Source organism: Saccharothrix sp. DSM 118769, from assembly GCF_052936295.1.
The window spans coordinates 7,509,535-7,530,272 of record NZ_CP193627.1 but is presented as its reverse complement, the minus strand read 5'-3'; the positions used below and the strand labels follow the sequence as shown (position 1 = coordinate 7,530,272).

Annotated in this window: 17 protein-coding genes; 11 read left to right on the top strand and 6 right to left on the bottom strand. The window is 73.9% G+C overall.

All coding sequences use genetic code 11. From position 1 onward, the window contains the following. Positions 1-39 precede the first annotated feature (39 nt). On the top strand, positions 40-615 hold the full coding sequence (locus ACRAKJ_RS31410; protein WP_447008762.1) for a DUF998 domain-containing protein: 576 nt from the start codon (positions 40-42) through the stop codon (positions 613-615). After that, positions 612-2,636: a glycosyltransferase gene (locus ACRAKJ_RS31405; RefSeq protein WP_438924945.1), complete on the top strand. Its 2,025-nt coding sequence runs from the start codon at positions 612-614 to the stop codon at positions 2,634-2,636. Before ACRAKJ_RS31410 ends, ACRAKJ_RS31405 begins: the two co-directional genes overlap by 4 nt. A gap of 28 nt (positions 2,637-2,664) precedes the next feature. On the opposite strand, the gene ACRAKJ_RS31400 is transcribed toward ACRAKJ_RS31405, so the two are convergent. The 3 genes from ACRAKJ_RS31400 to mptB all read right to left on the bottom strand — a co-directional run bounded on the left by ACRAKJ_RS31400 (position 2,665) and on the right by mptB (position 8,937). Then, on the bottom strand, positions 2,665-3,624 hold the full coding sequence (locus ACRAKJ_RS31400; protein ID WP_438924944.1) for a hypothetical protein: 960 nt from the start codon (positions 3,622-3,624) through the stop codon (positions 2,665-2,667). Between the two features lie 21 nt (positions 3,625-3,645). Beyond that, positions 3,646-7,308 carry a patatin-like protein gene (locus tag ACRAKJ_RS31395; RefSeq protein ID WP_438924943.1) on the bottom strand — a complete coding sequence of 1,221 codons (3,663 nt, stop codon included), beginning with the start codon at positions 7,306-7,308 and terminating at the stop codon, positions 3,646-3,648. A 66-nt stretch (positions 7,309-7,374) separates the two neighbouring features. Continuing rightward, a complete protein-coding gene (mptB, locus tag ACRAKJ_RS31390; RefSeq protein ID WP_438924954.1) occupies positions 7,375-8,937 on the bottom strand; it encodes a polyprenol phosphomannose-dependent alpha 1,6 mannosyltransferase MptB in 1,563 nt (520 codons plus the stop codon). 116 nt (positions 8,938-9,053) lie between these two features. Between mptB and ACRAKJ_RS31385 the strand changes: the two genes are divergently transcribed. The 9 genes from ACRAKJ_RS31385 to ACRAKJ_RS31345 all read left to right on the top strand — a co-directional run bounded on the left by ACRAKJ_RS31385 (position 9,054) and on the right by ACRAKJ_RS31345 (position 16,579). Continuing rightward, complete coding sequence (locus ACRAKJ_RS31385) at positions 9,054-9,809, top strand: winged helix-turn-helix transcriptional regulator (RefSeq protein ID WP_438924942.1); 756 nt, start codon at positions 9,054-9,056, stop codon at positions 9,807-9,809. Continuing rightward, positions 9,806-11,251, top strand: coding sequence for a Fe-S cluster assembly protein SufB (gene sufB / locus ACRAKJ_RS31380; protein WP_438924941.1), 1,446 nt, complete (start codon positions 9,806-9,808; stop codon positions 11,249-11,251). Before ACRAKJ_RS31385 ends, sufB begins: the two co-directional genes overlap by 4 nt. A gap of 1 nt (position 11,252) precedes the next feature. Beyond that, positions 11,253-12,428 (top strand): Fe-S cluster assembly protein SufD, encoded by a 1,176-nt coding sequence (sufD, locus tag ACRAKJ_RS31375; protein ID WP_438924940.1) that lies wholly within the window; start codon positions 11,253-11,255, stop codon positions 12,426-12,428. After that, positions 12,428-12,748 (top strand): Rieske 2Fe-2S domain-containing protein, encoded by a 321-nt coding sequence (locus tag ACRAKJ_RS31370; protein WP_438924939.1) that lies wholly within the window; start codon positions 12,428-12,430, stop codon positions 12,746-12,748. The genes sufD and ACRAKJ_RS31370 overlap by 1 nt, the downstream gene beginning before the upstream one ends. Before the next feature lie 34 nt (positions 12,749-12,782). Continuing rightward, the gene (gene sufC / locus ACRAKJ_RS31365) at positions 12,783-13,556 is read left to right on the top strand and encodes a Fe-S cluster assembly ATPase SufC (protein ID WP_438924938.1); all 774 of its coding nucleotides are present in this window, start codon (positions 12,783-12,785) and stop codon (positions 13,554-13,556) included. A gap of 46 nt (positions 13,557-13,602) precedes the next feature. Continuing rightward, entirely contained in the window at positions 13,603-14,904 is a 1,302-nt protein-coding gene (locus ACRAKJ_RS31360) for a SufS family cysteine desulfurase (protein WP_438924937.1), read from the top strand. Continuing rightward, entirely contained in the window at positions 14,904-15,347 is a 444-nt protein-coding gene (sufU, locus tag ACRAKJ_RS31355) for a Fe-S cluster assembly sulfur transfer protein SufU (protein WP_438924936.1), read from the top strand. Before ACRAKJ_RS31360 ends, sufU begins: the two co-directional genes overlap by 1 nt. Further along, complete coding sequence (locus ACRAKJ_RS31350) at positions 15,344-15,745, top strand: metal-sulfur cluster assembly factor (protein WP_438924935.1); 402 nt, start codon at positions 15,344-15,346, stop codon at positions 15,743-15,745. The genes sufU and ACRAKJ_RS31350 overlap by 4 nt, the downstream gene beginning before the upstream one ends. A gap of 228 nt (positions 15,746-15,973) precedes the next feature. Beyond that, positions 15,974-16,579, top strand: a complete 606-nt coding sequence (locus ACRAKJ_RS31345) for a GNAT family N-acetyltransferase (RefSeq protein ID WP_438924934.1) — start codon at positions 15,974-15,976, stop codon at positions 16,577-16,579. A gap of 88 nt (positions 16,580-16,667) precedes the next feature. On the opposite strand, the gene ACRAKJ_RS31340 is transcribed toward ACRAKJ_RS31345, so the two are convergent. The 3 genes from ACRAKJ_RS31340 to ACRAKJ_RS31330 form a co-directional block, all read right to left on the bottom strand. Further along, complete coding sequence (locus tag ACRAKJ_RS31340; RefSeq protein WP_438924933.1) at positions 16,668-17,780, bottom strand: glutamate--cysteine ligase; 1,113 nt, start codon at positions 17,778-17,780, stop codon at positions 16,668-16,670. A gap of 135 nt (positions 17,781-17,915) precedes the next feature. Further along, complete coding sequence (locus ACRAKJ_RS31335; protein WP_438924932.1) at positions 17,916-19,619, bottom strand: EAL domain-containing protein; 1,704 nt, start codon at positions 19,617-19,619, stop codon at positions 17,916-17,918. A 40-nt stretch (positions 19,620-19,659) separates the two neighbouring features. Continuing rightward, positions 19,660-20,736, bottom strand: a complete 1,077-nt coding sequence (locus ACRAKJ_RS31330; RefSeq protein ID WP_438924953.1) for a lycopene cyclase family protein — start codon at positions 20,734-20,736, stop codon at positions 19,660-19,662. Positions 20,737-20,738: the final 2 nt, after the last annotated feature.

Below are 20,738 nucleotides of genomic sequence, written 5' to 3'. Positions count from 1 at the left end.
CGGGGGGACGTTCGGCCGGCGGTGGTGCCGCCGGCGGTGGTGGGGCTCGTGCTGTCGTTGTTCCCGGTGGGCTACTTGCACGTGTCGTCGGTGGGCGAGTTGAGCCCGATCACGCACACGGTCAGCGATTACGTCTTCGTGGACGACGGCGCGGGGTTGCTGGCGGTGACGGCGTTGTCGTTGGCGGCGTCGTCGGCGGCGTTGCTGGTGGCGCTGGTGCGGTCGGGTTTGCCCAGGTGGGGGCCGGTGGCGGTGTTGTTGGGGCTGTGGTCGGCGGGGTTGGCGGTGGCGGTGGTGTTCCCGACGGACCCGGTGGGGGAGCCGACGTCGTTCGCGGGGGCGGTGCACCGGTACGCGGGGGCGGTGATGTTCGCGGCGCTGCCGGCGGCGGGGTGGTTGGTTTCCCGGACGTTCATCGGGAGTGTGGTTCTGCGTCGTTTTTCGGTGGCCGCGGGTATTGCCTCGGTCGTATTCATGTTGAGCCACGCGGCGGTGTTGTTCCCGGGTTCCGGTGCGGTGGTCCTCGGTCTTTTCGAGCGGGTCCTGTTCGCGTTGTTGTACTGCGTGCTGTTCGTCCTGGCGGTCGCGGCGGCGCGGCGGGGGGTGGCGTCGTGACGGGTGTGGCGGTGGGGCTCGCGGTGGTGGGGGCGGTGTTCTTCGCCGTCGCGGCCCGGTTGCAGCACGACGCGGTGCGGGCGGGCGGGGGCGCGCCGCGGGTGGCGGACCTGCTGCGCCGGCCGCGGTGGCTGGTGGGGCTGGTGCTGCTGGTGGTGGGCGCGGGGGTGCACGCGGTGGCGTTGGGGATGGCGCCGTTGAGCGTGGTGCAGCCGGTGGGCGTGGTCGCGATCGGGGTGACGGCGCTGCTGGACGGTCGGTGGCGGGAGTTGCCGGCGGTGCTGGTGACGACGTTCGGCGTGGGGGCGTTCGTGTTCCTGGCGGCGGGCAGCGCGTCGGCGACCGCGGTGGCCCCGGAGGCGGAGGCGCGTGCCGCGCTGGTGGCGCTGGGGCTGGTCGTGGTCCCGGGCCTGGTGGGGGTGCTGTCGGCGGGTCCGGTGGCGCGGTCCCTCGGGTTCGGGGTGGCGGGTGGTGTCGCCTACGGCTTCGTGTCGGTGTTGATGCGGGCGGTGTCGCAGGACGTCCAGCGCGGTGGCGCGTCGTGGGGCACCGCGTTGTCGGTGGCGGGTATCGCCGTCTCGCTCGTGGTGGGCGGCTGGTTCGTCCAGCACGCCTACGCCGGCGGTCCGCCCCACGTGGCGGTCGCCTGCCTCACCGCGGTGGACCCGCTCGTGGCCGTGGGCCTGGGCGCGGTCGTGCTCGGTGAGGCGTCCCGGACCAGTGGCGCGGTCGCCCTGGCCCAGGTGTCGTGCGCCCTCGTCGCCGTCGGCGGCGTGGTGGCGCTGGCCCGCACGTCCGGTGCGGGCACCACTCGTGCAGTCGTCAGATCGGAGAAGACAGTGAACGACGGACGCGCCACGCGGATCGTGATCGCCGCCGAGACGTTCCCGCCGGACGTGAACGGGGCGGCCCGTTTCGCGCACCGCCTGGCGACGGGCCTGGCGGGTCGGGGCCACGACGTGCACGTGGTGTGCGTGTCGCCGTCGGGCGAGGCGCGCTCGGAGCGCGTCGACGGCATCACCGTGCACCGGTTGAGGTCGCACCGCACGCCGTTCCACCGGACGTTCCGGGTCGGGCTGCCGTGGGAGGTGAGACGTGACGTGGGGGTGCTGCTGGCGGCGTTGAGGCCGGACCTGGTGCACGTGCAGGCGCACTTCGTGGTGGGGCGGCAGGTGCTGCGGCAGGCGGCGGCGCTGGGTGTGCCGACGGTGGCGACGAACCACTTCATGCCGGAGAACCTGTTCGGCCACGCCCGGGTGCCGGCGTGGTTGCGGGGGGTGGCGTCGCGGTGGGCGTGGCGCGACCTGGGGCGGGTGTACGGGGTGGCGGACGTGGTGACGGCGCCGACGCCGAGGGCCGTGGAGCTGTTGCACGACAGCGGGTTCCCGGCGCGGGCGGTGCCGGTGTCGTGCGGTGTGGACATCGAGCGCTACCGGGGGCGGCGGGTGGCGGGCGGGGACCGGCCGACGGTGTTGTTCGTGGGTCGGCTGGACGAGGAGAAGCGGGTCGACGAGCTGCTGCGCGCGGCGGCGCTGGTGCCGGGCCTGCGGGTGGACCTGGTGGGTGACGGTTCGTGCCGGGCGGAGTGGGAGCTGCTGGCCCGCGACCTGGGCATCGCGGACCGGGTGCGCTTCCGGGGGTTCGTGCCGGAGGAGGAGCTGCTGGACGCCTACGCGGCGGCGGACGTGTTCTGCATGCCGGGGGTGGCGGAGCTGCAGAGCCTGGCGACGATGGAGGCGATGGCGGCGGGCAAGCCGGTGGTGGCGGCGGACGCGATGGCGTTGCCGCACCTGTGCCGGCCGGGGCGCAACGGGTGGTTGTTCACGCCGGGTGACGTGCGCGGCCTGGCGGACCGGTTGCACGCGGTGACGTCGGACCCGGCGGGTGCGGCGCGGATGGGTGCGGCGTCGGGTGAGCTGATCGCGGCGCACGCGATCGGGGCGACGCTGGACGCGTTCGAGGCGCTGTACGCGCGGGCGGCGGGCGTGCCGCCGGTGGCGCGGGAGGCGCTGGCGGCGTGACGCGCGGGCGCGCGGCCGGCGAGCGGGGTCACCCCCGGGCGGCCTTGAGCGCGCGCAGGTCGTCGCCGAGCGCCTCGGGTCCGGGCATGGGGGCGGTGCGCCACCCGCGCAGCTTGACGATGTCCTCCAGGGAGATCGACGCCGGGTCGCGCAGGGAGGCGATGCGCGACCGGACGGCGGCGGCCACCTCGTCGTCACCCAGCCTCACCGCGGCCTCGCGCAGGCGGCGCAGGCGGGCGACGGCGGCGCGCGGGTCGCGGGTGCCCGCCTCCTCCACCCAGCCGGCCAGCAGGCGGCGGCCGACGTCGCGGGACAGGGCGGGCCGGTCGTCGAACGCCCACGTGCCCAGCAGTTCCACCAGGACGAGCACGCGGTCGGCGTCGGGGGAGCGGAACTGCGCCCACGGCTCCACCGGGCCGGAGAGGCGGTGCTCGCCGTTGAGCCGCACGACGACCCGTTCGGCGCCGGGAGTGTGGTGGGGCACGGCGGTGGCGAGGGCGGTGAACAGGGGGGTGCGTTCCTCGACGTCGGCGACGAGGGTGAGGGTGCCGTCCCGCAGGGTGGAGCCCAGCACGGTCCAGCCCCACAGCCGCAGCGCGAAGTCGGCGGTGCGGGTGTCGTCCAGGCCGAGCACGGACAGCGCGCGCGGGTCGGCCAGGTCGACGCCCTCGGCGGCGGCGGTCACCAGCAGCGCCAGGTGCGCCTCCTCGCTGGGCGGGGACCCGGCGAGCGCGGTCCGCGCGCCCGGGTCGTGGACGACGGCCCTGAGCCGGGGGCCGTTCGCGCGCAGGACGTCGGCGACGGCGCCGGTGAACCCGGGGCCGGACCGCTCGCACCCGGCGAGCAGCAGCGACCACAGGCGCACGCCGTCGCCCGTGCCGCGCACGTCCACGCCGAACGCGTCGCGCACCACCGACCGCCCGTACACGTCGAGCGTCCTGGGGTCGGAGGTGCCTGCCGTCCGCTCGGCCACCGCGAGAACCGTCACGGTCGAGGATTCTCCCCGACCTCAGTCCACGTCCACGCCGGTGGTCGACAGGCGGGCCGCGCGCTGCGCCACGCGCCGCCCGGTGGCGTTGAGCACGGGCCTGCCCGAGCCGGCGTCCAGCTCGGTCAGGAACTTGAACAGCATCCCGTGGCCCTCCAGGCGCTTGAGCAGCGCGTCGGCGACCTCGTCGGGGTCGAAGTCCACGACGGACATCTGCTCCACCAGGGACGTGGCGATGGTGCGGCGCGCCCGCAGCGGCACCCACCAGGTGGTGACCAGCAGCAGCACGAGGCCGAACGCGAGCGCGGTGCCCAGGACCGCCTCCCAGCCGGGGAAGCGCAGCGCGAACACCTGCACGGCGGCGGCCACGACCAGCAGCGCGGCCCCGTACACGGCGGCCCACCCGGCGGTGGCCGACGCGGGCGGTTCGGCGGCCTCGGTCTCCCAGCGGCCCTCGACCTGCCGCCACCGCCGTAGGGAGCTGCCCAGCGCGTAGGAGGTGACGGCGCCGAACACGACGGCCACGCCCGTGCCGGCGACCACCGCGGCGGGCGGCAGGTCGTAGACCCGGTAGCGCACGAACGCCCACACGCCCACCACGATCACCGCCGCGACCAGCACCCGCAGCAGCAGCCGCGGCTTGAGCCTGATCTTCGCGAGCACGGCCAGCGGCGTGCCGACGGGCGCGGGCAGGCTGCCGATGACCAGCAGCGCGACGACGACCAGCAGCACGCCGCCCACGGCGACCATGCCGGTGGTGGCCTGTGCCGCGGCCTTCCCGTCGGCCATCTCGTCGCGCACCCGGTCGATGGCGACGGTGACCAGCGGTATCACCGGTGACAGCAGCACCAGGCCGTGCAGCAGGGTGCCGGAGCGCAGCGCGGCGTAGCCGAACGCGGCCAGCAGCGTGCCCGAGCCCAGCGCCGCCGCCGGGCCCACCGCCCACGGCGGCAGCAGGTCGAACAGGGCCAGCACGAGCAGCGCGCCGCCCAGGGCGAACCCGAGCAGCCCGAGGAACTGGGCGAGCTGCCCGCCGCGGGTCAGCCCGGTGATCGTCCAGTACGGCAGCAGCGCCGCCCCGCGCAACGTCCTGGTCAGCGGTTTCGCCGTGCCCAGGCCCGAGTTCTCGCTGTCGGCGACGGTGATGGCCACGGCCGCCGCGGTCGCCGCGGTGCGGATCACCTGGTCGCTGCTCGCCTCCTGGACGAGCGGTTCGCGCCCGATGCCGGCCCGGTCGAACGCGGCCAGCGCCCGCACGCCGACCTCGACGCGCTCGGCGTCGGTGCGGGCGGGCAGCTTCGCCAGCAGCGCCGCCTGCTCCTCCAGGAACAGCTCGCCGCGCGAGCGCCGGTCCGCGCCCTCGTGCCGGTCGGCGAGGATCGCGGCGCGCAGCGCGGGCAGCTCCTCGCAGGCGATGCGGGTGTGCAGCGACCACGCGGCCAGCTCGGCGAGCGCCGCGCACGTCGGCGGGTGGTCGCCCTCCGGGTCGGCGTACAGGGCGGCCAGCTCGGCCTCCGCCCGCCGCGCGTACGGCACCAGCTCGTCGGGCAGCGGGTCGCCGAACAGCTCGCGCACCAGCTCGGCGACCCGCCGCGCGGCGCGCTCCGCGGGCTCGCCCTCCCCGCCGGCGAGCCGGTCGGCGCGCAGCAGCCGCTTCGGGTCGAACAGGACCCGGCACAGCATGGTGGCGCCGTCCATGCGGCCCCAGATCCAGTCGTTGACCCGCCACGAGCGCTTGAGGAACCCGGAGAACCGGCCCATCGACGCGCCGCCCGCCTTGTCGTCGGCGGTGAGGCTGTACTCGGCGAACGCGTTGCGCGTCTGGAGGCTGATCTGCACCAGCTCCACGGCCTGGTCGAGGCCGCCGGGGCTGTCGTCGGCCAGGCACGTGGTGGCGACCTCCAGCGCCAGCGCCCGCGACAGCGGCAGCGCGTCGCCCGCCAGGCCGGCCCCGGTCTCCGCGGGGGTGGCCGGGTCGGTGAGCAGCCGGTGCCACGACCGCAGCCCGCCGACGCGCAGCCCGTCGTCGTCGAACCGGGAGAGGGTCTCGCGGGCCTCGCCGAGGACGCGCGCGATCCGGTCGACCTGCTCGCGCACCCGCTGCCCGACGCCGTCGGGTTCGCGCAGCATCTTCTCCGCGAACCGCGCGACCCGCCGCTCCCAGTACCCCTGGTCCAGCTCCTCGGTGGTGTCGGTGGTCCAGTGCGCGTCGAGCTCGGCGCGGGCGGCGCGCAGCCGTGCCCGCACGTCGTAGAGGTCGGTGCGGGCGAGCGCGAGCCGCCCGGCGTCGGGCATCACCCACACCAGGCGCTTGAGCAGGTCCATCGCGGCGGAGGCGAGCCGGTCGGCCATCGTGATGCCCCACGGCCAGCCGTGCCCGGGCAGCGCGGCGGGCTGGGGCGCGTCGGGCACGTAGGGCAGGCCGTCGTGCCGGTCGTGGTACCGCCGCTGCGCGGCCTCGGCCGCGGCCCGCACCCGTTCGAACGTCCAGCCCGCGGCGTTCGTGCCGGGCACCTCGAACTGCCGGGTGGTCACGTCGCGCGCCGCGTGCCGGATGCGCACGTCCTCGTAGTGGTCGTGCAGGGTCCCGGCGAGCGCGTAGAGCTTGTCCACCACCGAGCCGCCCGCGGCCAGCCGGTCGAGCAGGGCGTTGCGCCCGCCGCGCCGCGACGCCGCGTCGCGGTTGTGCTGCTCGATGCGGTCGACGTAGGTGCGGCCGCTCTGGCTGGTCAGCGCGCCGAGCAGCTTCGCGCCGGTGGCGACGGTGCTGGGCAGCGCGCCGTCCACGGGCGCCACCGGCTCCACCACGGCCTCGGGCGCGTGCGGGAACACCAGCAGCATCACCCGCCGCACGGGCCCCTCGGCGGGCATCCGGTCGATGGCCTCCAGCGCCTCCCGGGTGGGGGTGTTGACCAGCACGCCGCCGTCCACGGCGTAGCGCGACCGGTTGTCCGCGCCGTTGGACCAGGACGCGACGCCGTCCATGTTCGGCCTGGCCCCGTCGGGCGCGCCGGGCGCGACCGGGACGAACGACGGTTCGAACGCGAACGGGAACGACGCGGAGGAGCGGGCGGCCAGCGCCAGGCGGCTGACCAGGCCGGGCAGGTCGTCGGCGGTGAAGTCGTCCCGGTCGCCCGCGCCGGGGTCGCGGCGGAACGAGAAGCTGCCCTGGTGCGTGGACTGCACCATGGTCTGCCCCAGGTCGTCGTGGGTGACCGTGGGCACGCCCGCCAGCAGCGTCGTGGTGATCCGCAGGTCCACCGGCCGCTCGTCGCGCGGGGTGGGCTCGAAGTCGGCGGTCAGGCGCTCCAGCGCCTCCCGCAGCCGCGGCAGGAAGAACTCGTCGCCGCGCAGCAGCGACACCGGCTGCCCCCGGAACGGGGTGCGCAGCAGCTGCTCCATGCGGCCCTGCTCGGCCCACAGGTCCCGCAGCCTCTCCACCCGCGCGTTGGCGTTGACCTGCGACAACGCCAGGGCGGCGCCGTTGATGCCGCCCGCCGACGTGCCGGTGATGACATCGGCGCGCGCGGTGCTGCACACCATGTCGAGCAACGCCGACCAGGGACCGTCGCCCCTGGTCAGGCGGTCGAGTTCGAGCACCACCCCGCCCATCCAGACGGCGAGGCTCACCCCGCCGTTGAGCACCACGGCGAACCGGATCTGCTCCTGCGGCACGTCGGACATCGCGCGTTCCTCCCCCGAGGCGACGATCTTCCCGCTACCCCTACCTCGCCCGAACGGGCCGGTGGGTTACACCGACCCGGGCAGCGGGTCCCGCCTGATCAGCGGGAACACCTGCTTGCGGGCCACGAACAGGCACACCGCGAACGCGATCAGGGCGCCCGCCACGGCCTGCGGCACGGTGTAGGCGCGGCCGTCGAACGCCGAGCCCGTGGGCGGCAGGATCACCGCGATCACCGCGCTGGCCGTGGTCGCGAACACCCGGAAGCGGCGCGCCAGCACGGCCGTGGCCAGCGGCAACGCCGCCCACAGCACGTACCAGGGCTGGAGCACGGGCCCCAGCACGAGCACCGCGCCCAGGCCCGCGCCCAGGCCGTTGACGGCCTTGATGCGGCCCCGGAACGCCTTCCACAGCAGCGTCGCCGCGAGCACGACCGACACGCCCTGGGTGACCAGCCGCATCAGCGCGATCATCGACTCGGTGTGGTTGCCCAGCCCCAGCAGCAGGCCCAGCCCACCGCCCGTGAAGCCCATCGCGGTGGGCGGCGACATCCAGCTCTTGACCGTGCTCGCCGTGTTCAGCGTCTGCACCCAGCCGAACCCGAGGCCGGTGCCGACGCACGTGCCGACCATCACCACGCCCGAGATGAGCAGCAGCAGCAGCGCCGCCTTGACCAGGTCGGTGAACCGGCCGCCGAGCCGCCTGGCGATCATCACGCCCAGGAAGCCCAGCGCCAGCGCGGCCGGGATCTTCACCGCCGCGCCCATCGTGATCATGGTCGCGCCGAGCACGATCCACAGCAGCTCGTCGCGGGTCACCGGCACGCCCGGGGTGGTCGGCATCCGGCGCAGCGCCAGCTCCATGCCGACCAGCATCAACCCGATCGCCAGGCCCTCGTTGTGCACGCCCACGACCAGGTGGAACAGCACCAGCGGGTTCGCCGCGCCCAGCCACAGCGCGCTCACCGGCGGCACGCCGAAGCGCCGGGCGAGCCGGGGCAGCGCCCACACGATCATCGCCAGGCCCAGCAGCACCAGCAGCCGGTGCAGGAAGATCCCCGGCAGGACGCCGTCCCCGGTCACCATCGAGATGACCCGGCCGGCCGCCAGGAACAGCGGCCCGTACGGGGCGGGCGTCTCGCGCCAGATGTTCGGCACGTTCACGGTGAGCGGGTGGTCCACGCCCAGCGCCGTGGCCGGCCCCAGCTCGTAGGGGTCCTGCCCGTTGGCCGCGATCTGCGACTGCGCCAGGTAGCTGTAGACGTCCCGGCTGAACATGGGCAGCACGAACACCAGCGGCGTGATCCACATCAGCAGGGTGCGGTCGAGCTGGCTGCGGGTCATCAGCCGCGGCCGGCCCGGCCGGGCGAACCGGCCCAGCCACAGCCACGCCGACACGATCAGGAAGATGCCCGTCCACACCACGGCCATCGAGGCGCTGTTCATCCGGGGGAACAGGCCCAGCACGGGCGTGCCCGGCAGGGGGCTGAACACCGGCGCGGCGCCCGCGCCCAGCGACCCGACCGCCATCAGCAGGGCGCCCACGGTGCCCCACCGGCGGATGATGTCGAGCTGCCGCCGCTCGGGGGCGTCGAGGGGCGCGGCCTCGCCGATCGCGCTCCGGTTCGCCATCACCACTCCGCCCGCCGCCACGCCCGAAGGGTAGCGACCGCCCCCGGCGCGTGAGTCGGGTCACCCGATCCGGGGCGATCTTTGCGAGCGCCGACGAAATAAGCAACACTGGTGTTGTGAAAAACGTCGGGACCGACTCCACCGGCGTGCCCGCGGGGCACGACGGCCGGACCCGGCACGCCGTCGCCCGGCTCCTGCTGGAGCAGGGCCCGGTCGCCGCGGCCTCGGTCGCGGACCGGCTGGGCCTGAGCCCCACGGCGGTGCGGCGGCACATCGACGCCCTGGTGGCGGACGGTGAGGCGACCGGCAGGGAGGCGCCCCGGCGCACCCAGCGCGGCCGGGGTCGCCCGGCCAAGCTGTTCCTGCTGACCGAGCAGGGGCGGGCCCGCTTCGGGCACGCCTACGACGACCTCGCCGTCGCCGCGCTGCGGTTCCTCGCCGAACAGGGCGGGGAGGAGGCGGTACGGGCCTTCGCGCAGCGCCGCGTCAGCGCGTTCGTGGACCAGCACCGGGCGGCCATCGTGGCCCAGCCCGACGCGGCCGACCGGGCCAAGGCCCTCGCGGCCGCGCTCACCCGGGAGGGCTACGCTGCCTCGGCGCGGCACGTGGGAGCGGGTGAGCAGCTCTGCCAGCACCTGTGCCCGGTCGCGCACGTCGCCGCCGAGTTCCCGCAGCTGTGCGAGACCGAGACGGCGGCGTTCGCCGACCTGCTCGGCACGCACGTCCAGCGCCTGGCCACCATCGCCCGCGGCGATGCCGTGTGCACGACGCACATCCCGAACACACCCAGGACCGCCTCGGTTGACGCCGACGGCCCGAACCGGGTCGGCGACGCCGACGCACGGACTTCAGATGGAGGGGAGCCCGCATGACTGCCGCTGCCGAGCAGCGCACCACCACAGCCCCGCTCAGCCAGGAGGAGACCCTGGCGAGCATCGGCAACTACGAGTTCGGCTGGGCCGACTCGGACGCCGCCGGCGCGAGCGCCCGCCGAGGTCTGAACGAGGACGTCGTCCGCGACATCTCGGCGAAGAAGAGCGAGCCCGAGTGGATGCTCGACTTCCGCCTCAAGGCGCTGCGCCTGTTCGACCGCAAGCCGATGCCCACGTGGGGCTCCGACCTGTCGGGCATCGACTTCGAGAACATCAAGTACTTCGTCCGGTCGACCGAGAAGCAGGCGGCGACCTGGGACGACCTGCCCGACGACATCAAGAACACCTACGACAAGCTGGGCATCCCGGAGGCCGAGAAGCAGCGCCTCGTCTCCGGTGTCGCCGCCCAGTACGAGTCCGAGGTCGTCTACCACAAGATCCGCGAGGACCTCGAGGAGCAGGGTGTCATCTTCCTCGACACCGACACCGCCCTCAAGGAGCACCCGGAGCTGTTCAAGGAGTACTTCGGCTCCGTCATCCCCTCGGGTGACAACAAGTTCTCCGCGCTGAACTCCGCGGTCTGGTCCGGCGGCTCGTTCATCTACGTGCCGAAGGGTGTCCACGTCGACATCCCGCTCCAGGCGTACTTCCGGATCAACACCGAGAACATGGGCCAGTTCGAGCGGACCCTGATCATCGTCGACGAGGGTGCCTACGTGCACTACGTCGAGGGCTGCACCGCGCCGATCTACTCGTCGGACTCGCTGCACTCCGCCGTCGTCGAGATCATCGTCAAGAAGGGTGGTCGCTGCCGCTACACGACCATCCAGAACTGGTCGAACAACGTCTACAACCTGGTCACCAAGCGCGCCAAGGCCGAAGAGGGCGCGACCATGGAGTGGATCGACGGCAACATCGGCTCCAAGGTCACCATGAAGTACCCGGCCGTGTTCCTCATGGGCGAGCACGCCAAGGGCGAGGTCCTCTCGATCGCGTTCGCGGGCGAGGGCCAGCACCAGGACGCCGGCGCGAAGATGGTCCACATGGCGCCGCACACGTCGTCCACGATCGTGTCGAAGTCGGTGGCGCGCGGCGGCGGCCGCACCTCCTACCGCGGCCTCGTGCAGGTCAACAAGCGGGCGCACCACTCGAAGTCCACGGTCAAGTGCGACGCGCTGCTGGTGGACAACATCAGCCGCTCCGACACCTACCCCTACGTCGACGTCCGCGAGGACGACGTGTCGATGGGCCACGAGGCCACCGTCTCGAAGGTGTCCGAGGACCAGCTGTTCTACCTGATGTCCCGCGGTCTCAACGAGGACGAGGCCATGGCCATGATCGTGCGCGGGTTCGTCGAGCCCATCGCGCGCGAGCTGCCCATGGAGTACGCGCTCGAGCTGAACCGCCTGATCGAGCTTCAGATGGAAGGGGCCGTCGGCTGACATGGCCGTCACCACCGAAGACCAGCAGCACGGCCTGACGGCCCACTCGCACGGCGCGGGTGCCCCCATCTCCTCGCGCGCGGACCACTTCGCGTCGTTCGACGTGGACGCGTTCGAGGTGCCGGGGGGCCGCGAGGAGATCTGGCGCTTCACCCCCATGAAGCGGCTGGCCGGCCTGCACGACGGCGCGCCCGCCACCGGCACGGCCACCGTCGAGGTGACCGCGGCGGAGGGCGTCACCGTCGACCGGGCCGCCCGCGGCGACCAGCGCCTCGGCGTGGCCGGCACCCCCGGCGACCGCGTCGCCGCCCAGGCGTGGAACTCCTTCACCGAGGCCACCGTGATCACCCTCCCCGGTGACGCGAAGTCCGGGCCCACCACCGTCACGGTGACCGGCGCGGGCGAGGGCCGGGTCGCCTACGGCCACCTCCAGGTGCACGCCCGGCCGTTCGCCGAGGGCGTCGTCGTCCTCGACCACCGCGGCTCCGGCGCGTACGCCGACAACGTCGAGTTCGTCGTCGACGACGGCGCGCACCTCACCGTCGTCGCCATCCAGGACTGGGCCGACGACGCGGTGCACGTCTCCGCGCACCACGCCAAGCTGGGCCGCGACGCCTCGTTCAAGCACACCGTCATCACCCTCGGCGGCGACCTCGTCCGGCTCACCCCGGTGGTCACCTACACCGGGCGCGGCGGCGACGCCGAGCTGCTCGGCCTGTACTTCGCCGACGCGGGCCAGCACCTGGAGCACCGCACCTTCGTCGACCACGCGGTGTCCAACTGCCGCAGCAACGTGGTCTACAAGGGCGCGCTCCAGGGCGAGGGCGCGCACACCGTGTGGATCGGCGACGTCCTGATCCGCGCCGCGGCCGAGGGCACCGAGACCTTCGAGCTCAACCGCAACCTGGTGCTCACCGACGGCGCCCGCGCCGACTCGGTGCCCAACCTGGAGATCGAGACCGGCGAGATCGAGGGCGCGGGCCACGCCAGCGCCACCGGCCGGTTCGACGACGAGCAGCTGTTCTACCTCCAGGCCCGCGGCATCCCCGAGGAGCAGGCCCGCCGCCTCGTCGTGCGCGGCTTCTTCCACGAGATCCTGCTCAAGATCACCGTCCCCGAGGTGCGCGCGCGCCTCGAAGCCGCCATCGAGGCGGAACTGGAAGCGGTGGGGGCCTGATGCTCCGGGTGTGCTCCGTCACCGACCTCGACGACCGCAAGCCGGTCGCGTTCGAGGTCGGCGACGAGGCCACCCCCGTACTGCTCGTCCGCGACGGCGACACCGTGCACGCGCTGCGCGACCTCTGCACCCACGCCGAGGTCGCGCTCAGCGAGGGCGAGGTCACGCGCAAGGGCGTGGAGTGCTGGCTGCACGGGTCGTGCTTCGACCTGCGCACCGGCCGCCCGTCCTCGCCGCCCGCCACCGAGCCGGTCGACGTGTTCGCCGTCGAGCTCCGCGGCGACGACGTGTACGTCGACGTCGCCACCACCACGAACTGACTTTCGCCCGCCACACCAGGAGAACTGAGCACCAATGGCCACTCTGGAGATCAAGGACCTGCACGTCTCGGTCAACACCGAGGAAGGCGCCAAGGAGATCCTCAAGGGCGTCGACCTGACCATCAAGGCGGGCGAGACCCACGCGATCATGGGTCCGAACGGCTCCGGCAAGTCGACCCTGTCCTACGCCGTCGCCGGCCACCCCAAGTACGACGTCACCTCCGGCACCGTGCTGCTGGACGGCGAGGACGTGCTCGGCATGACCGTCGACGAGCGCGCCCGCGCGGGCCTGTTCCTCGCCATGCAGTACCCGGTCGAGGTCCCCGGCGTGTCGATGACGAACTTCCTGCGCACCGCCGCCACCGCCGTCCGCGGCGAGGCCCCCAACCTGCGCCACTGGGTCAAGGAGGTCAAGGGCGCGATGTCCGACCTGGACATCGACCCGTCCTTCGGCGAGCGCTCCGTCAACGAGGGCTTCTCCGGCGGCGAGAAGAAGCGCCACGAGATCCTCCAGCTGGGCCTGCTCAAGCCGAAGATCGCGATCCTCGACGAGACCGACTCCGGCCTCGACGTCGACGCGCTGCGCGTCGTGTCCGAGGGCGTCAACCGCTACAAGGCGGGCGGCGAGGTCGGCGTCATGCTGATCACGCACTACACGCGCATCCTCAAGTACATCTCGCCCGACTTCGTCCACGTGTTCGCCAACGGCCGCATCGCCGAGTCCGGCGGCCCCGAGCTGGCGGACAAGCTGGAGGCCGAGGGTTACGTGAAGTACATCGGGAAGCAGGAAGCCGCCAGCATCGGCTGACGTTGCACCTGTCGTGACCAACGTTCTGAGAGGAGGCGTCGGAGCAGTGACCACCACCCCCACCGCAGCCGGGACCGCCACCGCGGCCCCACTGGACGCCGCTGCCGTCCGGGCCGACTTCCCGATCCTGGGCCGCACCGTGCGTGAGGGCAAGCGGCTGGTCTACCTGGACTCCGGCGCCACCTCGCAACGCCCGAGGCAGGTCCTCGACGCGGAGCGCGCCTTCCTGGAGACCGCCAACGCCGCCGTGCACCGCGGCGCGCACCAGCTCGCCGAGGAGGCCACCGACGCCTACGAGGGCGCGCGGCAGAAGATCGCCGACTTCGTGGGCGCCTCGTACGGCGAAGTCGTGTTCACCAAGAACGCGACCGAGGGCGTCAACCTCGTCGCGTACGCGATGGGCAACGCCGCCACCGCCGGCCCCGAGGCGGAGCGCTTCCGCGTCGGCCCCGGCGACGAGATCGTAGTCACCGAGATGGAGCACCACGCCAACCTCGTGCCGTGGCAGCAGCTCGCCGCCCGCACCGGCGCCACGCTGCGCTGGTTCGGCGTCACCGACGAGGGCAGGCTCGACCTGTCCGACATCGACACCCTGGTCAACGACCGCACCAAGGTCGTGGCGTTCACCCACCAGTCGAACGTGCTGGGCACGGTCAACCCGGTGGCGACGCTGGTCGGGGCCGCCCGCCGCGTCGGCGCGCTGACCGTGCTCGACGCGTGCCAGTCCGTCCCGCACGGCCCGGTCGACCTCCACGCCCTCGGCGTGGACTTCGCGGTGTTCAGCGGCCACAAGATGCTCGGCCCGACCGGCATCGGCGTCCTCTACGGCCGCCGCGAGCTGCTGGAGGCGCTGCCGCCGTTCCTCACCGGCGGGTCGATGATCGAGATGGTCCACATGGCGAAGTCCACCTTCGCCCCGCCGCCGGCGCGCTTCGAGGCCGGCGTGCCCATGACGTCCCAGGCGGTCGCCCTCGGCGCGGCCGTGGACTACCTGGACGAGATCGGCATGGACCGCGTCGCCGCGCACGAGCACCGGCTGACCGAGGCCGCCCTGCGCGGCCTCTCCGCCATCCCCGGCGTGCGGGTCGTCGGACCCCTCGACACGACCGACCGCGGCGGCGCGGTGTCGTTCGTCGTCGACGGCGTCCACGCCCACGACGCGGGCCAGGTCCTCGACAGCCTCGGCGTCGCCGTCCGCGTCGGCCACCACTGCGCGTGGCCGCTGCACCGCCGGATGGACGCCGCGGCGACCGTCCGCGCCAGCTTCTACCTCTACAACACGCTCGACGAGGTGGACACCCTGGTGGACGCCGTGCGCGAGGCGCAGAAGTTCTTCGGGGTGGCGTGATGCAGCTCCAGCAGATGTACCAGGAGATCATCCTGGACCACTACAAGAACCCCCACGGCCGCGGCCTGCGCGACCCGTTCGACGCCGAGTCCCACCAGATCAACCCGACGTGCGGCGACGAGGTCACGCTGCGCGTGCGGCTGGACGGCGGCACGGTCGCCGACGTGTCCTACGACGGCCAGGGCTGCTCCATCAGCCAGGCGTCCACGTCGGTGATGACGGACCTGGTGGTCGGCAAGCCGGTCGACGAGGCGTTCGCGAAGCTCGACGCGTTCGTCGAGCTGATGCAGGGCCGAGGCCAGGTCGAACCGGACGAGGACGTCCTGGAGGACGGCATCGCGTTCGCGGGCGTGGCGAAGTACCCGGCGCGCGTCAAGTGCGCGCTGCTGGGCTGGATGGCTTTCAAGGACGCCGTGGCGCGCAGCGAGGGAGCGAACCCATGAGCAGCACCGAAGAGGACGTCGTGCGCGGCGTGGAGGGCATGCCCGAACCGCCCGCGCCGAAGGCCGACGTGGCCGCGCTGGACGACGTCGAGGAGGCCATGCGCGACGTGGTCGACCCCGAACTGGGCATCAACGTCGTCGACCTCGGCCTGGTCTACGACATCCGGGTCGACGACGACAACGTGGCCCTGATCGACATGACCCTGACCTCCGCGGCGTGCCCGCTGACGGACGTCATCGAGGACCAGACCCGGTCCGCCCTCGTCGGCGGCGGGGGCGGGAGCGGCGGGATCGTCAGCGACTTCCGCATCAACTGGGTCTGGATGCCGCCGTGGGGCCCGGAGAAGATCACCGACGACGGGCGCGAGCAGCTGCGCGCCCTCGGCTTCACCGTCTGACCCGTTCCCACCACCGAACCCGCCGTGCCGCCTACCGCGCGCGGCGGGTTCGGCGCGTCCGGCGGGCCTGCCCGCTGCGACTCGCCTGCTCCGGCTCGCCTGCTCCGGCCCGAGTGCTGCGGCCCGAGTGCTGCGGCTCGCGTGCTGCGCAGGGGTCCCCGCCCAGGGGACCCCTGTTCTTCATCTTGCCGGCGACCACCGACAAAACCGGGCGCGAAAGCGCTTGCGGTGGACCAGGATGGCCTCGTGCCCTACCTCGCCCCGCCCACCCTCCCCGCCGGCGCCCTGCGCGACCGCGACCAACCCCGCCTCGACGTCGACGACCGGCTGGTGCTGCGCCCGTGGCACGAGGGCGACGCCGCCGCCGTGACCGAGGCGTTCGACTGCCCCGACATCCGGCGCTGGCACCTGCGCCGCATGAACAGCCCCGAGGAGGCCCGCGCCTGGACCCGGGGCTGGAGCACCAGGTGGAACGTCGAGACCGACGCCTCCTGGGCCGTCGCCGACCGGCGCACCGACGAACCGCTCGGCCAGGTCGGCCTGCGCACCGTCTCCCTGCACGAGGGCGTCGCCCAGCTCTCCTACTGGGTGCTGCCCGCGCACCGCGGTCGCGCGGTCGCCGTCCGGGCGACGAGGACCGTCGAGCGGTGGGTGTTCGACGACCTCGGCCTGCGCCGGCTGTTCCTCCAGCACTCCACCGCCAACGCCCCGTCGTGCCGGGTCGCCGCCAAGCTCGGCTTCGCCCTCGAAGGCACCCTGCGGGCGGCCCTCGTGCACCTCGACGGCCCGCACGACCTGCACTGCCACGCCAAGCTGAGCACCGACCCCCGCTGACACCGACCCCCGCTGACACCGACCCCCGCTGACACCGACCCCCGCTGACACCGAGCCCACGGCCACCGCCCTCCCCGGGCGGCCCCGCTCAGGTCTGCCCCACCAGGAACGACACCACGTCGGCCGGCTCACCGCGCCGCGCGAACGCCCGCCGCTGCCGCACCGCCCCCGTCCCGTCCGCCAGCAGCCGCTCCACCCCGTCCACCACCAGGTCCTCGTCACCGGCCGCCCGCAGCGCGGGCCGCACCCAGCCCACCAGCTCCCGCACCAGGTCCGCCGCCGCCACCAACCGCCCGCTGCGCGGATCGACGCCCGCGCCGCCCAGCCCGTCGCGCGCCGCCCGCCACAGCGCGCCCCGCAGCACCACGTCCGACACCGGGAACGCGGGCGCGCCCGCGACCGCCATCGCCGCGACCGCCCGCACCAGCGCCGCGACCAGCACCGCCTCGTCCACCGTGGCCGCCACGTCGCACACCCGCAGCTCCACCGTCGGGTGCTTCGCCGACAGCCGCACGTCCCAGTAGACCATCGCCTCGTCCAGCGCCGCCCCCGACTCCAGCAGCGCCCGCGTGCCCGACCGGTAGTCCTCCACCGACGAGAACCACGGCGGCGCGCCCGCCGACGGCCACGGCCCCCACATCAGGTACCGCCAGCTCGCGTACCCGGTGTCCCGGCCGTCCCAGAACGGCGAGTTCGCGGACACCGCCAGCAGCACCGGCAGCCACTGCCGCAGGTGGTTGCAGATCAGCAGCCCCGTCGCCGGGTCCGGGATGCCGATGTGCACGTGGCACCCGCAGATCGTCAGCCCGTCCACCAGCGACCCGAACTCCGCCGCGATCGTCCGGTACCGCGCGCCCTCGGTCAGCGGCGGCGGCCGGCTCTCGCGCAGCACCGGCGTGCCCGTCGCCACGATCCGCGCGCCGTGCCGGGCGGCCAGCACCCCCAGCTCCCGCCGCGCCGCCACGAGCTGCTCGCGCACCTCCGCCATGGTCAGGCACACCGCCGTGGCGCTCTCCACCTGGAACGCCGTCATCTCCGGCTGGAGGTCCAGCCCGCCGTCCGCCCCGCCCAGCACCGCCCCCGCGATCGGCCGCAGCGCCCCCGTGACCGGGTCGACCAGCAGGAACTCCTCCTCCACGCCCACCGTCAGCGGCAGGTCGGACACGGGGCGCGGGAGCGTCAGGGCGGTCGCCTCGCTCACCGGGACCTCCTTGCGCTGGGTGACCACCCTGGATGCTATGAGTGATCAGCACTGGTGCACAGGCAGCGATGCGGTGAACTTCCGCGACCTCGGCGACCGGCACGGCGGTCACGGCGGTCACGGTGGTGGCGGCGGTCAGCCCACCGCCAGGTGCGGCCCGCCGCGCAGCACGTCCACGTGGTCGCTCCCCGGCCGGCCCAGCACCCAGCTGGTGCCGCGCAGCGACTTCGCGTGCTCCTTCAGCGGCGCCAGCAGCCGCGACACCTCGCGGTAGGAGCCCACCGACCCCGCCGCGCAGATCAGCGTGGCCAGCGACAGCGTCACCGGGTGGCCCTCCGCGTCGAACGGCGCGTCCAGCACCGCCGCCGAGAACGGCACGATCTCGTCCAACCCCGCCACCACCAGGAAGTCGTCCCCGCCCACGTGCCCGACGTGCACGCCCGGGAACGCCGCCGCACCCTCCGTCAACGCCCGCCCCAGCGCCCGGATCAGGTCGTCGCCCGCCGCGAACCCCACCGAGTCGTTCACCCGCTTGAACGCGTCCACGTCCAGCCACCCCACGGCGAACAGGTCACCGCCCAGCACGCGCCGGTCCACCTCGCGCGCGAACGAGTCGGTGCCCGGCAGCCGCGTCAGCGGGTTCAGCGCCGCCGCCCGCTCCACCTTCAGCTCCGCGATGCCCCGCACCACGTCCGCCACCCGCACCACGCCCAGGCACCGGTCGTCGCCGTCCACGACCACCAGGTCGTCGTTCGTGCGCTCCCGGTGGGTGTGCGCCACCACGTCCAGCAGCTCCAGCGCGCTCGACTCCGCGCCGATCACCTTCGGCCGGTCCGCCAGCCGCGCCGCCTCCCGCTTCGCGTGCAGGGCGTGGCCGAACGGCCCCGTCACCGCCAGCAGGAACCGGTTGCGGTCCACCGTCCAGCGCGGCCGGTCCTCCTCGTCGACCAGCACCACGCCGGTCACCGTCGGCCGGCTGCCCAGGACCTCCAGCACCTCCTCCGACGTCGCCGACTCCGGCAGCGTCGTCGCCGGGTGCAGGAAGTCCGTCACCCGCGGCCCCGACCCGCGCCGCACCTGCCCCGTCATCGTCTTCGTCGTCGACTCGGGGTCGTTGACCTCGCTCAGCACGGCCGCGATCGTCGCGTCCACCCGCGGCCGGCGCTGCGCGGTCGCCAGCAGGTTGCCCTGCGCCAGCCGCACGCCCAGCCTGCGCAGCGCCGCCAGCTGCGCCTCCGTCTCCACGCCCTCCGCCACGATCAGCGACCCCGTGTGCTCGCACAGGTGCTGCAACGCCTGGACCAGCGCGAACCTCGCCGGGTCCGAGGGCAGCGCCACCACCACCTCGCGGTCGAGCTTGAGCACCTCCGGCTGCACCTCGGTCAGCAGCGACAGCGGCGAGTCGCCCTCGCCCACCCCGTCCAGGCCCAGCCGGAACCCGTCCTCGCGCAACCGCCGCAACCCCCGCACCAGCAGCCGGCGCGGCGCCCGCGAGTACGGCACCCCGACCTCCAGCACCAGGTCGGACGGGGCGCGGTCCACCTCGCGCAGCACCGCGTACAGCGGCGCCAGCAGCTCCGGCTTGTCCGCGATCGTCATCGCCAGCAGGTTCACGTGCAGCGGCACGCCGAGCCCGTGCTCGGCGGCGTGGCGGACCGCGCGGCACGCGAGCGCCACGTCGGTGTTCGCCAGGTACCCCGCGCGGAAAGCCGCTCGGAGCAGGTCCTGCACGCTGCCGTCGTGCGGCCGGGCCAGTGCCTCGACCGCGACGACACCCCCGGTGTTGAGGTTGAACAGCGGCTGGAAGGCGAACCGTACGTCATCCAGCAAGGCGGGCACCCCCGGATCGTGCCCGTTCCGCCACCACAAGACGAGGGCGTTAACCCGGTGTTCCCCAACTTTTGGCCGATCGCACAGGAAATGCCATTCGACCGCGCATCGACCACGACGCGTCGTGGAACAACCGCAACATCGCCGAAAGCGTCCCCCGCAGGTCACCGTGCCCGCCGAGGTATGCGCGTTGGTGGTTGTCGGGCAAAAGGAAGAACTGGTGGAAGAATTCCGGCACCTCGTCGGGCCGCATCGCCAACAACGACGTGAGACCGCGCGACCACATCGCGTGGACGACCCGTTCGGCGGTCGACCGCACCACCGGGCGACCCGCCGCCAGCGCCGCCGCCACCACCGGCGCCCGCCGCAGCGCCGCCGCCACGCTGTAGCCCGTCGCCGGGTGGATCAACCCCGACGCCGCCCCGAACGCCCCGTCGCGCGGCCGGCCGTCCAACGGGATGTGCACCCGCTCCTCGTCCTCCGGCACCGCGATGCCGTGCACCGCCAACCGCGCGTGCAACCGCAGCCGCAGCTCCGCCAGCGGCAACCCCGGCCGCCGCGCCAACGACGTCTCCTCCAGCAGCACCCGCGTCGCCGACACCGGGATCGCGTACAGGAACGTCGGGTCCGCCGTCGTCGCCGCCGGCGGCTTCCGCCAGTCCATGATCACCGCTTCGTCGACGCCCACGAACGGCCGCGCCACCTCCGCCGGCACCACCACGCCCACCGCCGTCTGCGCCGCGCCCGAACCACCCGCAGCGCCCGACGCGTCCACCACGCGCCCCCGCAGCACCCGGCCGTCCGCCAACCGCACCGACGACGCCGACCGCTGCACCACCCGGCCCGCCACCACGTCCACCACGGCCGGCAGCTCCCACAGCCGCTCGTTGTCCAGCACCGCGTACCGGCGACCCACCGCGTGCTCCGCCGTCGTCACCACCCGCGACCGCGACGCCTCCACCGCCACCGGCGCGCCCGGCGGCAACTCGTCCGCCCAGGCCGCGTACGTCGCCCGGAACCTCCGCTCCGGGTTCGGGTCCACCAGGGCCGTCCCCAGCCCGCGCGCGGCGCACGCCCGCGCCAGCGCACGCCCGGCCGGACCGCCACCCACCACGACCACGTCCACGC

Excerpts from the sequence above, each read along its gene's own strand:
- ACRAKJ_RS31395 (WP_438924943.1), bottom strand. The coding sequence starts at position 7,308 with ATGTCCGACGTGCCGCAGGAGCAGATCCGGTTCGCCGTGGTGCTCAAC.
- mptB (WP_438924954.1), bottom strand. The coding sequence starts at position 8,937 with ATGGCGAACCGGAGCGCGATCGGCGAGGCCGCGCCCCTCGACGCCCCC.
- sufB (WP_438924941.1), top strand. The coding sequence starts at position 9,806 with ATGACTGCCGCTGCCGAGCAGCGCACCACCACAGCCCCGCTCAGCCAG.
- sufD (WP_438924940.1), top strand. The coding sequence starts at position 11,253 with ATGGCCGTCACCACCGAAGACCAGCAGCACGGCCTGACGGCCCACTCG.
- ACRAKJ_RS31370 (WP_438924939.1), top strand. The coding sequence starts at position 12,428 with ATGCTCCGGGTGTGCTCCGTCACCGACCTCGACGACCGCAAGCCGGTC.
- sufC (WP_438924938.1), top strand. The coding sequence starts at position 12,783 with ATGGCCACTCTGGAGATCAAGGACCTGCACGTCTCGGTCAACACCGAG.
- sufU (WP_438924936.1), top strand. The coding sequence starts at position 14,904 with ATGCAGCTCCAGCAGATGTACCAGGAGATCATCCTGGACCACTACAAG.
- ACRAKJ_RS31350 (WP_438924935.1), top strand. The coding sequence starts at position 15,344 with ATGAGCAGCACCGAAGAGGACGTCGTGCGCGGCGTGGAGGGCATGCCC.